We start from the raw sequence: 13509 nt of genomic DNA, 5'->3' as shown, positions 1-13509 counted from the left end.
CCTCCGAGCTTAATTCGATACCGACAAACAGCAACAATCATTGTTGTTGCTGTTGATTCTCTTTTAGGATTTCTTTCGCTTCCTCAACTTTTGAGAAGTCTAAACCTAACTCGTCGACTGCTTGCTTAATTAAATCAGGATTAGTCATGACCATCATCATCAATGCTTGTAATTTACTCTGCTCAATGCCTAGCGTAGAGATAATGCTCATCGCTTCGAGTGGGTTTTGTGTTAATGCTTGAAAAACTTCGACGATTTTTTCATCGCTGACATTATGATCTTTAAGGGTTTGAATGATTGGGTTCATTTAGCTTACTCCTATTTTAATTTGCGCTATAATCTACCCTATTCACATACAATATAAAATAGATCTTATCGTTAATTACCTTCTACAAATAAGTCGCTTAATTATTTTTAAAAAAATAATCCATTCCAACACTGTCTTTTTGCTTTGATTTATGAAACATTAGTTCAAAATAGTTAAATAATGATTTTCCCTCGTTTATTGTTATTCAAGTAACGTAATGAAATAACCTACTAATATCACAGGAATCAAGCATGTTTTGGCAATCACTCTCCTTTTCACTGTCGGTCACTGGCCCAATTTGTCTCGTCGCTTTTTTTAGGCTGGTTCTTAAAGCGTATCGGCATCATCCACGATGCCTTTGTTGATAACGCATCGAAACTGGTTTTTCAGATTACTCTGCCTACCTTATTATTTTTAGGTATTGTTAATTCTAACCACTCAGTGGAAATTAACCCCACCTTTATTTTATTTGGCTTAATAGCAAATATTACTTTCTTTTTGATAACAACATATTCCTGCCGTTTTTTTATTAAAGATAAGCAGGATCATGGGGTTATTATCCAGGGAGGATTTCGAGCTAATACAGCTATTATAGGGCTTGCTTATGTTGCAAATGTCTATGGTGACTCCGGTGTTGCCGTGGCGCTGGTTTACGTTGCTAGCACGACTATTCTTTATAATATCTTAGCGGTTATTTGTTTGACCTCATCGGAATCCTCAATTGGTATAAAAAAATAAAAGGCGTACTCTTTTCGATTGCTAAAAACCCTTTAATTATTGGTATCATGCTTGGCGTGTTACTACTTGCACTAAATATAAAAGTGCCAAAAATATTAGTCGATACAGGTCAGTATTTTGCCAATATGACTTTGCCTTTAGCATTACTTTGTACAGGTGCGACTCTTAATTTAGGTGAATTACGCAGTAAAGGTGTAAACGCTTGGTTTGCTAGTTTCTATAAATTACTGCTTGCCCCGATACTCATTACTGGAGTCGCTTACCTTTGGGGCTTTAGCGTACTTGAAATTGGCTTACTGTTTTTCATGACTGCGGCACCAACAGCGACGACCAGTTATGTGATGGCGCGTTCAATGGGTGGCAATGCTAATTTAGCGACTAATATTATTGCCATCACAACTGCAGGTTCATTAATTACCTGTAGCGTTGGGATCTCGATTTTATATAGCTTTAATTTCTTTCCATAAAAGAGCTATTTGACCAAGTCTTCATGCTGATGCACTAAACCATAATCAGCTAAAATAGCGTAAGCACTTGGAATGATAAACAGCACTAAAAGTGTGGAAGAAAAATCCCAAATACAATCGCAATAACAATAGGTTTTACTATTTGAGCTTGTAAACTCGTTTCTAATAACAATGGTAATAAACCTGCAGCAGTGGTCAAAGAGGTTAAAAAAACAGCCCGGAACCGATCACTGCTTGCTTTAACCACTGCTTCTATGACTGTTTCCCCCATATCCACATGATGACGAATATATTGCACTAATAATATTGAGTCGTTAACAACAATACCAGCCAACGAGATAAAACCTAAAATTGAAGGCATCGATAGATTATGTCCGGTTAACCAATGCCCCCAAAAAACGCCAATTAATGCGAGAGGGATTGCAATCATAACAACAAAGGGCTCTATATAACTGCGAAATTGAAAGCTCAAAATAGCAAACAAACCAAACAGACCAATCATAAAACCTTTCATTAATGATTGTCCTGTTTTTGCTGTTTCTTTACTGGCTCCTTCAAAATCTATTTTTAAACCAGGGTAACTTGCCATCAGTTGCGGTACAAAATCAGCACGTAAATTGCTCATGACCTCTGTACCATTTGCTTTTTGATTATCAATATCAGCCATAACGGTCACTGTTCTTTGACTTTCAATACGCTGAATACGTACAAAGGAACGTTCAAAATCAAGAACTGCAACACTACTTAAAGGTAAGGTTTTTCCCTGTGTTAATATAATTGGAAAATTAGCTAAGGTTCTTAAATCAGTAAGTTGTGATTTATTCAAACGTACTTGAATTTCTATACTTTCAGGGCCAGATTGTATGTCATCTGCATTTTCTCCAAAATAAGCAACGACGTAATTGCGATGCAACCATCAAAGCATCAACACCATAATTCTCGGCTCCTTCTTTTAACTTAATACTGATTTCCTCTTTGCCAGGGCGCATATCATCTAAAATTCCATTGATGCCATCAAACTGACTAAAGTAACCTTGCAAATCAACCGAAGCCGATTTTAATATATTTAAATCATCATGTTGCAAACGGATTTCAATATCACGCCCAGCAGGCCCCATTGAAGGCTGTTTAAATACCATTGAAAGCGGTAATGCTTGATCACCAACTTTTAAACGCCATTGTTCAATAAAATCATCAATCAAAGTATTCCTGATTTCAGCAGACAATAGGTCCAAACGTACTGTTGCCACATGGGGCCCTTTTTCTCCTGCATCTGCATTAAAGTTGTATTGCACAGTGACGTCTCGGATCAGCTCACTTTCTTCATTATTATTCAAAGTAAAGTTTTTACCTACTTGCGAAGCCACGGTTGTCATTTTTGCAACGATTGCTTCAGTCTGTTGTAAAGTCGAGCCTGGTGGTAAAATGATACGCGCTTCGGCGATATCACCATCGAGCTTAGGAAAGGCAATAAATTTCAAACCTCCGCCTACAACTAAAGCAAATGAACTTAACAACAAACCAAAGGTTAAACCAATACTTAAGTAGCGCCATCTAACAACAAAAAAAACTGCTTTGCTTAAATGAACAATACGAAAACGTTCAAACTTCCGTAAAAAACGATGTTTAAGGTTAGCGCTAGAAGCATGTTGTGCTACCTCGCTAGCGTCTCTTTTTTGAAGCTTAGAGAGAGAATGGTATAAATGATGAGGCAGAATTAAAAAGGCTTCAATCAAACTAATGCATAGCACCATGATCAGCACCAAAGGTACTGCCGATAACACCTGGCCCATTTGCCCATCCAACCAGAGTAAACTACCAAAAATAAAAATAGTCGTTAGGAAAGATGAAAGCACGCCAGGAGCAACCCTATTAACCCCTTTCTAACAGCCTCATCAACGGATAAGCCTTTCTCAATATGGGCAAGAACAGATTCAGAAATTACAATTGCATCATCCATCATAATACCAATTGCCATCAATAAACCGACTAAAGTCATAACATTAATAGAAATACCAAATAAGCTCATCAGGTATAAGCCACCTAAAAATGCAACCGGTAATCCCGCTGACACCCAAAATGAATAACGTAATGAAAAGAACAACCACATAGAAAGAAAAACTAAAATAATGCCTTGCCAACCATTTTTAATCATCATCGACAAACGATCTCTTAATAATGAAGACATGTCATTGGTCAGTGTGAGTGAAATCCCTTCTGGAGCAAGCAAGCGTTTCTTGCTCAACAAACGCATTTACTCTTTCTTTAATACGCAGAGCATCGTCTGCTTTATTTTTTCGTATTTTTAATATAGCAACGAGGCTCACCATTAAAAACAATACGCTCTTCTTCTAATTCAAATAAATCTTTAATTTGCGAAATATCACCTAGACGAACAACACCACCTTCAGCTGTAGAGGCAACAATAGTTTGTGATAATCCATGAGCATTTACTTGTTGTTGATCAAAACGAATTAACAGATTTTTTTCAGTTAGCTCAATATTACCAACTGGCATTTTTATATTTTGCCGACTTATTTTAGTGGCGATATCATTGACCGTTAAACCTAAACGACGCAAATCAACCAGATTTAATGCCACCCGTAATTGGTGACTAGAAAAGCCACTCACATTGACTAAACTAACATCAGCCTCTATTTTTAATCGACGTTTAACGTCTTCTGCATAAGCTTTTAGGTGTGGTAAGCTCGCCTGAGCAGAAATTGCAAGATCAACCACAGGCTCAGCCCAATCAAGCTCCTTTACCGTTGGCGCTTCTATTTGCACAGGAAAGTCATTAATCGCATTAATTTCAGTTTGCACATCAATGAGTGTACGCCCTAAATCTGCATCATCATTTAACTTTAAGGTTAACGACGCGATACCTTCCTGAGCATCACATTTTATTTCCTCAATATTGCTCAAGCCATCAACCGCATCTTCCATACGTAAACAAAGACTCCCCTCAACTTCAGCAGGAGAAGCACCGGGATAGATAACACTTGCAATAATATAGGGAGGAGAGAAATCAGGAAATGTTTCACGCTTTAAAGTACTCATGCAGGTCAATCCAAGCACAAAAAAAGTCATCATCATTAAATTTGCGAGGGTAGGATGACGCATAAAAAAAGCAATCACAACCTAGGCTCCTGACCAACACTTGAATGTGTTTTTAAGGTCATATTAGCAACTGCAGGAATCAAATCATTTAGCACTAATTGATCACCTTCCTGAAGGTTTCCTGAGACAGCAACTCCAGAATCAATTCTAAACAATATTTCAACTTGGCGAAGTTGTAAGCGTTGATTTTTATCCATGATATATAACAGGTCGCCATGCAATGCTCTTTCTGGCACAACAAATTGTTTTGATTGGAACCCTGTTATGCTAGCACTAACAAACATTCCCTGAGTTAATGGCGGCTTTTTTATCAGCCCAGCTTGCGAAAAAAACTGCTCTGCTTCTAAATAGAAACCAATTGTGCCTTGCTCGACTGTGATGGTTTCACTAATGCGCGTTACTTGAGCTGGCCAGTGGTGTTGTGTATTACCTAGTGTTAATGATATTTGTGCAGATAATTCTAATTGCTCTATCGAAAGAAAGCTCTGTTCAACAGGCTCTTCGCTAATACTTTGCATTAACAACTGTGCATCCTGTAAGGAAAACTCCGCTTTTACTTCAACTTTTCCTATTTGATGTGCTTCAAATAATACTGAACCATTGCTTACTGCTTGTTCTGTTTCAATGTTCACAGTGGCAATACGAGCGTCAAAGGGTAAATTAAACCTTGTATTTTGTAGTTGTCGATACGCGTCTTTTATATGATCCTCATTAACGCTAATCTCAGACTGTATTACTCGTTTATCATCGGGTATTAAATCTAATGTTCCAGTTAATTCCTGAACTAAGTTCCTTTGTACTAATAAAGCATGTTTCTGTATATCTACATCGGAAGCGGATAATAGCCCCTTCTGTTGCAATGTTTGTTTACGCTTATATTCTTGGTCGATTAAAGACAGCTTTTGGCGCTCAATTTGTAAGCTCAGTTGAATGTTCTTCTGTTGCTGTATAAGTCGTTTGAGTTGAGTTTTACTGGTATTCAGGTTGGCTTCTGCCTGTGCCAACTTTAATTCATATTCCAACGGATCAATTCTTAACACTAAAGTGCCTGCAGGAAGTATTCGGCCAGTTTCAAGTTTAGGGTGGCGATAGGTAATTTTACCGTTAACCTCAGCAATTCCTTTCCAGATATGTTTAGGTTCAATACGCCCAAATGCTTTAATTTGTGGTGCAACAAGCTGTTTTTGTAATAGTACTATTTGAACTAATTTGGCTTTGTCTGTCTTCGCTTTTACTACGGGAGATGTTTTAAAGATAATAGACAGCGCTAAAATAATGGCCCCGATTAATATACCAATAATAAAAAATCGTTTTTTATTTGCTGTCATGTGCATTCCTAACATATTGCAATATAACTATGTTGTTATAAAAACATTTTTTGTTCTGCAAGTTAGGTCAAAAAACAAGGGGAAAATAAGAAACTCAATACAGTAAAAAAGTAATTGTATTGTATTTATGTGATTTATGACCTTTGTTTTTTTTTAATTGCCTGACTAGACTCATTATTCAACTGCTATTGGAACTGCCTAGAAACCTCAGGTTAATTAAAACAATAAATTCAATATCAGTCAGTTTAAAACAAAATTAGGGATTGATATCAATGATAAAAATTGGATTTCAAAAAAATATACCTCGCAGTTGTAGCAGGTTTGTTAGTTGCTATGTTAACGTCATTTTTCAGTGTTAATTATTCTGTGAGCAATTACATTTATCAAAATGACACGTTAAATATTGCTAATAATACCGCCTTGGTTGAAAGTAATATTGCGACTCAAATTCAGGCGAAAGTCACTTTAGCTCAGAATATGAAAATAGGTATCTCTAATTTACTTGCCATAAAAGCAATACAAGAAAGTACAGGCTTTGTAAGTATCAACAAAGTACTGGCAGGTATGGTGTTCGGTAGTACAGGTGCAATAGAAGATAAAGAACAAGCTCAGAAATATTTTGATATCGCGACCAGTATCAAAAAAGATATTTTAATCAGTGATATTGAACAACTTAATGGAGAAAATGTCATTTACATTGCCGTTAAGGAAGTAGATGAGACTGTTACTATTTATTATGTCGATTTGAGTTTTATTGCAACGCTTATTGAAAAATCGCAAACACAGGGTAGCTATATTGAAATTTTCGATGGCAAAGGAACACTTGTTTACTCAAATAAAGTAGCTGGGAATCTAACTGAAATAAGTAGTGACTTATCTTTACCTGGCATGAGCTGGAGCATTAAAAATTATATCGATAACGACTTTATTGTCGCTAATACCAATAGAATTAACACAGAGATCACCTTCGCACTCATAATTGTCGCTTTAGTAATTATTCCCTTGAGCCTATTTTCTATTCGAGTTTTAGCTCAACCTATTGCTACATTACGTGATGTAACCGAACAACTTGCACAGGGAAATGGAGATTTAACTCACCGTATAAAAGTTACCAGTGATGATGATCTTGGTAAGATATCTAGCAACATTAATACATTTACTTCACAATTGCAGAGCATGATCCAACAGGTAAATAACTCTAGTGAGATCATAGATAAAAGCGTTAAAACACTTAATCAGCATTCAATATCAAACCAAGCACTTATTGATAATCACTTATCAGAAACAGAAATGGTAGTCACAGCAATAAGCCAAATGTCCTCAACTGCTGAATCAGTATCAGAAAGCACAGCAACAGCAGTGACCCTCACTAAAAAAGCGGAAGATGGAACGCATCAATCACGGGAAATAGTCAACCAAGCAGTCAATAGTGTCAGTTCACTCGCTCAGGAGGTTGAATCAATGGCCTCTGCTATAGGTGCAATGAGCAATAATACCGATCAAATTGGCGTAGTACTGAAAGTTATTGGTGATATAGCAGAGCAAACTAATTTGTTAGCCTTAAATGCGACCATTGAAGCGACTCGCGCAGGCGAACAAGGTAGAGGCTTTTCAGTGGTCGCAGATGAAGTCCGCGCCTTAGCAAAAAGGACTCAGACTAGTACCTCGGAAATTAATAAAATGCCGCAGGAACTACAAACCGGCACACAATCAGTGGTGAATGCTATGGAAGTGACAAGAGAAAGTTGCCAACGCAGTGCGCAAAAACATCAGAAGTGACAAATTCCCTAGACTTAATGTCCAGTGATATTTCAGAAATCAACTCTCACAGCATTCAAATAGCCACAGCAAGAGAACAACAACACAAAGTTGCAGAAGAAGTAAGTCGAAATATGATCAACATTCAAGAAGTAATTAATAATATAAATGATAATGGTTTAGCAACTGCCAAAACAACAGGAGAACTTGATGATTCAAATACACATTTAAGTCATATTGTTGCTCAATTTAAAACATAACAATTTTAACCTTTGCTCATTCAATGCCTATAAATTTAAAGTATTTAAACAAAAAATAATCAAGCGCAAAGATGAATATCTCAAATTTACAATTTTTTATATTTATGCTATTTACATTAGACAATTATCAACTGTTTAGATAATATGCACAAATAAATGGGTATTTGACTTTTATTTGTCTGAACACCATTATAAAGCAACTTAACTATAAAACTTAAAGGAATGATCCATGTCTAAATTAAACTATCTACTTCCTATTGCGTTACTCGCATCGGCATCAAGTTATGCAACTGATGAAGATACTTGGTATGCAGGTGCTCGTTTAGGTGCCACAACTTACAGTGATTTCACTGCAAAAAACTTCACAGTTACCGGTTTAGATAATGATGACTGGGGTGGCGACTTTTTCCTAGGTTACAATGTCAATGATTGGTTTGCTTTAGAAACTGGTTTTACATACCTTGGTCAAGCAGAGTTCAACACTACTGGTGAATTAGATCAACAAGCTTTAGACGTTGTTGGTAAATTCACAAAAGGTATTAATGAATCATTTGACCTATTCGCAAAAGCGGGTGTTTCATATTACATGAGCGATTTAGGTACAAATTCAGATGAAAACCTAATTCTTACAGCAGGCGTTGGTGCTGAATATTTCTTCACTAAAAACGTTTCTGCACGTTTAGAATATCAGTTCTACAATGATGCATCTTTAAACGGAACATCTTTTAACGCTGACTGGGATACTCACTTCTACGGCGCAAGCATTGTATACACATTTGGCGCGTCAAAAACTCCAGCACCAGTTCCTGCACCAGTTGTTGTTGCTCCAGTTGTTGAGCCTGTAGTTGTTGCACCAGTTGTTGAAAAGAAACCTGATCCTGTTGTGATTGAACCACTAACAGTACGTATTCGTTTCGCAACAGAAAGTGCTGTAATTGAACAAAAGTACTTTGATGAGTTAGCGCCTATCGCGCAACATTTAATTGACTACCCAGAAGCGAAATTATTCGTTGTTGGTCACACAGATAGCATGGGTGCAAGAGATTACAACCAAGACTTATCTGAGCGTCGTGCAGCGACGTGTTGCAACTCACTTATCTAAAAAATTCAACATTGATACAAGCCGTATCACGCTTGAAGGACATGGTGAAGCTGAGCCAATCGCAACTAATAAAACAGCCGCTGGTCGTGCTGAAAACCGTCGTGTATCTGTATACACTCCTGGTTTAACTATCATGGTTAAATAATTAACCAAATAGCAAAACAACAAAAAAGGTTAACCTAGTGTTAACCTTTTTTTATCTGCCCAGCGCAGTTTAGTGGTTTAAATGAGCATTTTCCAAGGATGACAAATATGTCAGGAACATATTTGAATAGCTTTAGCTAGTCGCGAAGCGATGAAGTACACGTATGTACTTCATAAATAGGCTTAAATAGCAACGACCTGGTAATTACCCTTTTTTTGTCTGAAATTTAAGCGGTGTATTGCTTAATAATCATATTAACAGCCATTTCAACAACCAACTTCTGTTTTTCCTCTGTGGGAAATTCCTCTCCTTGAATGAGTTGAGGCCAAAAACAAAAACCTTTAATAACCGCAACAAATTGTTCTGCCACCATTTCAGGGTAATTACTTTTAATAATGCCTGCGCTATAAGCTTGCCTGAACCAAGAAACTAAAGGTGACTCCCTATTGTTTAATTCCTGGATAGCCCCCTCTACCAATTCAGGAGAAGTAAGAAGTTCACTAATAATGACTCTTGAGCTTTTAATTACTCCTTCCGACTTTAATAGTACTAATTCATTTTCTGCAAGCCTTGTCAATTGCTCATCAAGCGCTAAATCTATATTAAAATCAACATATTCAAAATGGCATAACAGATCCAACATTTCGCCAACAATTGCGTTAAATAACAGCTCCTTGCTAGCAAAGTGATTATAAACCGTTCGTTTTGAGGCTCCCGCTTGTTTAGCAATATCATCCATACTGGTTAACTTAAAACCATTTTTTTGAAATAACAGCCTAGCCGCATTGATAATAGCCGCTTTTTTTATTTGTGAACAAGTGAGTTTTTTATCTATTTTTTTAACATTCATAAAGGTGGCTTATTTTATAAAACTTATTTTCAAAATATTTTACACCAATGAGTTTACTTTTTAAATCATTAGAATAAAATGCACTTAACAGTTTACTTTTTTAGTGCGATATAACTTATGCTCAAATCTTTCATTATTGCTATCAGTTTATTGATAGGAGGTTACATGCTAATAAATACCCTTAATTCAAATGACTTAAAAACTGAAAACACGATAAACCATCACACCACTAAAGGATTCAAAAATACCGCTCCTGACTTCAATAATGAGACGTCAATAAGCCATATTTTATATCGATATATGACTGAAAAACGTGTTGATGCGCTACCTAAAAATGCAATACCTATTCAGCCATTAACAGCTGAGCAACTGAATGCTTTACCCTTAGATCAAGAAGTTGTGATCCGCCTTGGGCACTCTAGTATCTACTTGCAAATTGCCGGGCAAAAGTGGCTAATCGATCCTGTTTTTAGTGAGCGAGCATCACCTTTTTCATTTTTAGGGCCAAAACGATTTCATCAAGCCCCTATCGCATTAAATGAACTAAACAATATAGATGGTGTATTAATTTCTCATGATCATTACGACCACCTTGATAAAACCAGCATTAAAGCTCTCGCCTCTAAAGTCGCTGACTTTATAGTGCCACTTGGGGTCGATAAACACTTATTAAATTGGGGTGTTTCAGCTGAGAAGATAAAAAGTATTGATTGGTGGCAGACAATTGAAATAGCTGGCCTGCAAATTACCGCTACTCCTTCGCAACATTTTTCAGGTAGAGGCCTACTAGATTCAAACCAGACGTTATGGGCATCATATGTTTTAAAGTCTTCCACTAGTAATCTATATTTTAGTGGAGACTCAGGTTATTTTGAAGGCTTTAAAGAAATTGGCAAACGCTATGGACCATTTGATTTAACCATGATTGAAACGGGCGCATACGATAAAGACTGGCCAGCAATACATATGACACCTGAACAGAGTTTACAGGCGCACCTTGATTTACGTGGCCAAGCAATGTTGCCTATCCACAACGGAACCTTTGATCTCAGCCTTTCACAGCTGGTATGAACCATTGCAACGTATTAGCGAATTAGCTAAACAACATAGTGTTAACCTAAGTACTCCAATCATCGGCAGTATTGTTAATATTCAAACTAAACCTGAAAACCTCCTGTGGTGGCAAACAGCTAAATAACCTTTCCACCTCAAATAGCCTATTGATAGAATTGATTATATTACTGCAGTTAAGGTTATTAACTTCACTTGCAGTGATGTATCAAATCATCATTACCACAAAACAACCTTTCCTTGTAATGATCATACTTGAAAATTCTATCGCGCTATTTATCCAGTAATTATTATCAATTGCCCTGCTATAACAGATCATAAAAAATAAAAATGTAAACCTTTACATTACTGAAAAACGAATCAATAACGGTTAATGTGCAGTGCTTCATAATTCCATAAAACAACAACCATTTACGACCTTCCTTGCACATATAAACTGCAAATAAGCCTATAATTTTAAATCAAAAAACCATTAAAAACATGCAGTTAATAAACATTTAATAATACAATAGGAACTTTGCGATAAAATGACTTCATTTAAAGGAAAAATATATTCACTCTTCGTGTTTATTGTTGTACTTGCAATTTTCACTTCTTACATCAGTGCCAATTATTTTATTAGCCAATACATCTTTGAAACCAGTGTAAAAAGTACGACTCATCAACTTGACTTAGTAAAAGATAAATTGAATGGCGATATCGCTAATAAAATACTACTAGCCAAGAACATCGACACTGGCTCTGCTAGCTTAGAAACTCTACAACAAGAGTCAGGTTTCTTTCGTATTAATAAAGTAATACAGGGAATGTTATTTACAGACCAAGGAACAGAAACGGATCCGGCAATAAAAGATCCTATTTTAAAAATGCTCACACAAGCTGGCGAAAAAATTTCTGTTAGTAATATTTTTAAAGAAAAAGACAAATCTATTATTTCTTTAGCCGTACCAGGTCAGAATGGCCGAGGTAATATTTTCTTTATTGATTTAAGCGATATACAAACGTTGTTAAAAAACTCATCACTGGATGGTAGTTATTTAGCGTTAAGCGATGCTGAAAATAATGTTTTGTTTAGTAATAAAATAGATGGTGATCTTATCAAAGTAGAGCACCAAGTAGCCGTTGGAGATAAAAATTGGAATCTAACAGGTTATATTGATAAATCAACGATCGAAAAAATACCAGTGCACTTAACCGTTCCATCACATTTGCACTTTTAATCGCAGGAGTTATTTTACTCGCTTTAAGTATTTTTTTAGTGCGCATTGCTTACCGTCCTATTATTAACTTAAGAGAGGTTGTCACGGATCTGGCTAGTGGTGAGTGTGATTTAACGCACAGGTTAATAGTTAACACTCAAGATGACCTTGGTTTGATCGCTACTGGAATTAATCGCTTTACAGAAAACCTTCAAGGACTAATGTTAAACGTAGCGACAACCACGCAACATTTAGGTGAAAGTGTCTCAATCATTTCAGAGAAAACAAACCTTAATCATACTCTTATGGATAACCATGCTAAGGAAACGGAACAAGCCGTTAGTGCAATTACAGAAATGAGCTCAACAGCTGATTCAGTTGCTCAAAGTGCCCTTTCCGCTTCACAATTAACTGAAGACTCTTCACAACAAGCAGATACCTGCAAATCTTTAGTTAAACATTCAAAAAACAGTATTGAAGCGTTAATTAACGATGTAGAAAATATGTCTACCTCAATTTTTAAACTTAACCATGATATTAGTGATATTGAATCTGTGCTTGGCATCATTGGTGGTATTGCAGAGCAAACCAACCTACTCGCATTGAATGCGACCATTGAAGCGACTAGAGCAGGAGAGCAAGGAAGAGGCTTTGCTGTTGTTGCAGATGAAGTCCGTTCATTAGCAAGTCGCACCCAAGACTCAACCAAGCAAATTAATGAAATGCTTGGAAAATTACAATCAGGCACCAGCTCTGTTGTTAATGCAATGGAAAATACTAAACAAGGTCGCCAAAATTCTGCTGAAGCAACGGAAAAAAGCACTCACTCTTTAGATATTATGACCTCTTCTATTTTTGAACTAAATGCGCTTAATATGCAAATTGTCTGCATTGCTGAACAGCAAAATGTTACCACCAATGAAATATCTCGAAATATGGTCATGATACAAAATATGGTAGGAGAATTAGAGAAGAATGATGGTGAAACATTAGTTAGCGTTAACGAGATAGAGAATAATAAGTCGCAGTTATTAGATGTAGTTCAACACTTTAAATTAAGTTAATTATTGTTAGTTTTTCCATTTCCCAAAAAATACCCTCGTTATGGTAAATAACGAGGGTATTTTTTGTGTTTGAGTAAGTCCAAAATTTGGTTAACCTCAA

13 protein-coding genes and 2 pseudogenes are annotated in these 13509 nt (G+C 36.4%); 9 read left to right on the top strand and 6 right to left on the bottom strand.

Annotated elements, in window-relative coordinates:
* Positions 1-37 precede the first annotated feature (37 nt).
* Positions 38-307, bottom strand: coding sequence for a DUF2999 family protein (locus ACLKMH_RS05270; RefSeq protein WP_413701141.1), 270 nt, complete (start codon positions 305-307; stop codon positions 38-40).
* A gap of 288 nt (positions 308-595) precedes the next feature.
* Between ACLKMH_RS05270 and ACLKMH_RS05265 the strand changes: the two genes are divergently transcribed.
* Entirely contained in the window at positions 596-1045 is a 450-nt protein-coding gene (locus ACLKMH_RS05265) for an AEC family transporter (RefSeq protein WP_413702263.1), read from the top strand.
* A complete protein-coding gene (locus ACLKMH_RS05260; RefSeq protein WP_413701140.1) occupies positions 1003-1512 on the top strand; it encodes an AEC family transporter in 510 nt (169 codons plus the stop codon). The genes ACLKMH_RS05265 and ACLKMH_RS05260 overlap by 43 nt, the downstream gene beginning before the upstream one ends.
* 85 nt (positions 1513-1597) lie before the next feature.
* Here ACLKMH_RS05260 and ACLKMH_RS05255 read toward each other — a convergent pair whose 3' ends face one another.
* The 4 genes and pseudogenes from ACLKMH_RS05255 to ACLKMH_RS05240 form a co-directional block, all read right to left on the bottom strand.
* A complete protein-coding gene (locus ACLKMH_RS05255; protein WP_413701139.1) occupies positions 1598-2425 on the bottom strand; it encodes an efflux RND transporter permease subunit in 828 nt (275 codons plus the stop codon).
* Positions 2379-3700 (bottom strand): annotated as a pseudogene (locus tag ACLKMH_RS05250) (efflux RND transporter permease subunit). The gene ACLKMH_RS05255 and the pseudogene ACLKMH_RS05250 overlap by 47 nt, the downstream one beginning before the upstream one ends.
* 101 nt (positions 3701-3801) lie before the next feature.
* A complete protein-coding gene (locus ACLKMH_RS05245; protein WP_413701138.1) occupies positions 3802-4650 on the bottom strand; it encodes an efflux RND transporter permease subunit in 849 nt (282 codons plus the stop codon).
* Positions 4647-5960: an efflux RND transporter periplasmic adaptor subunit gene (locus tag ACLKMH_RS05240; RefSeq protein WP_413701137.1), complete on the bottom strand. Its 1314-nt coding sequence runs from the start codon at positions 5958-5960 to the stop codon at positions 4647-4649. Before ACLKMH_RS05240 ends, ACLKMH_RS05245 begins: the two co-directional genes overlap by 4 nt.
* A 282-nt stretch (positions 5961-6242) precedes the next feature.
* On the opposite strand from ACLKMH_RS05240, the gene ACLKMH_RS05235 reads away from it, so the two are divergent.
* The 4 genes from ACLKMH_RS05235 to ACLKMH_RS05220 all read left to right on the top strand — a co-directional run bounded on the left by ACLKMH_RS05235 (position 6243) and on the right by ACLKMH_RS05220 (position 9225).
* Entirely contained in the window at positions 6243-7739 is a 1497-nt protein-coding gene (locus tag ACLKMH_RS05235) for a methyl-accepting chemotaxis protein (protein ID WP_413701136.1), read from the top strand.
* Positions 7736-7978 (top strand): hypothetical protein, encoded by a 243-nt coding sequence (locus ACLKMH_RS05230; protein ID WP_413701135.1) that lies wholly within the window; start codon positions 7736-7738, stop codon positions 7976-7978. The genes ACLKMH_RS05235 and ACLKMH_RS05230 overlap by 4 nt, the downstream gene beginning before the upstream one ends.
* 229 nt (positions 7979-8207) lie before the next feature.
* A complete protein-coding gene (locus ACLKMH_RS05225; RefSeq protein WP_413701134.1) occupies positions 8208-9080 on the top strand; it encodes an outer membrane beta-barrel protein in 873 nt (290 codons plus the stop codon).
* Positions 9049-9225: a hypothetical protein gene (locus ACLKMH_RS05220; protein WP_413701133.1), complete on the top strand. Its 177-nt coding sequence runs from the start codon at positions 9049-9051 to the stop codon at positions 9223-9225. The genes ACLKMH_RS05225 and ACLKMH_RS05220 overlap by 32 nt, the downstream gene beginning before the upstream one ends.
* Before the next feature lie 226 nt (positions 9226-9451).
* On the opposite strand, the gene ACLKMH_RS05215 is transcribed toward ACLKMH_RS05220, so the two are convergent.
* Positions 9452-10075, bottom strand: a complete 624-nt coding sequence (locus ACLKMH_RS05215; RefSeq protein WP_413701132.1) for a TetR/AcrR family transcriptional regulator — start codon at positions 10073-10075, stop codon at positions 9452-9454.
* A gap of 165 nt (positions 10076-10240) precedes the next feature.
* Between ACLKMH_RS05215 and ACLKMH_RS05210 the strand changes: the two are divergent.
* From ACLKMH_RS05210 to ACLKMH_RS05200, 3 genes and pseudogenes are all read left to right on the top strand, one after another.
* Positions 10241-11273, top strand: a pseudogene (locus ACLKMH_RS05210) (MBL fold metallo-hydrolase).
* Between the two features lie 400 nt (positions 11274-11673).
* Positions 11674-12366, top strand: coding sequence for a hypothetical protein (locus ACLKMH_RS05205; RefSeq protein WP_413701131.1), 693 nt, complete (start codon positions 11674-11676; stop codon positions 12364-12366).
* A 38-nt stretch (positions 12367-12404) separates the two neighbouring features.
* On the top strand, positions 12405-13409 hold the full coding sequence (locus ACLKMH_RS05200) for a methyl-accepting chemotaxis protein (protein ID WP_413701130.1): 1005 nt from the start codon (positions 12405-12407) through the stop codon (positions 13407-13409).
* The last annotated feature ends 100 nt before the right edge of the window (positions 13410-13509 follow it).

It is taken from the genome of Psychromonas sp. KJ10-10, from assembly GCF_047323245.1.
Lineage (GTDB): Bacteria > Pseudomonadota > Gammaproteobacteria > Enterobacterales > Psychromonadaceae > Psychromonas.
This window is presented reverse-complemented; position numbering and strand designations above follow the sequence as displayed.

Coding starts and splice junctions, on each gene's coding strand:
- ACLKMH_RS05270 (WP_413701141.1), bottom strand. CDS start 307: ATGAACCCAATCATTCAAACCCTTAAAGATCATAATGTCAGCGATGAA.
- ACLKMH_RS05240 (WP_413701137.1), bottom strand. CDS start 5,960: ATGACAGCAAATAAAAAACGATTTTTTATTATTGGTATATTAATCGGG.
- ACLKMH_RS05225 (WP_413701134.1), top strand. CDS start 8,208: ATGTCTAAATTAAACTATCTACTTCCTATTGCGTTACTCGCATCGGCA.
- ACLKMH_RS05215 (WP_413701132.1), bottom strand. CDS start 10,075: ATGAATGTTAAAAAAATAGATAAAAAACTCACTTGTTCACAAATAAAA.
- ACLKMH_RS05205 (WP_413701131.1), top strand. CDS start 11,674: ATGACTTCATTTAAAGGAAAAATATATTCACTCTTCGTGTTTATTGTT.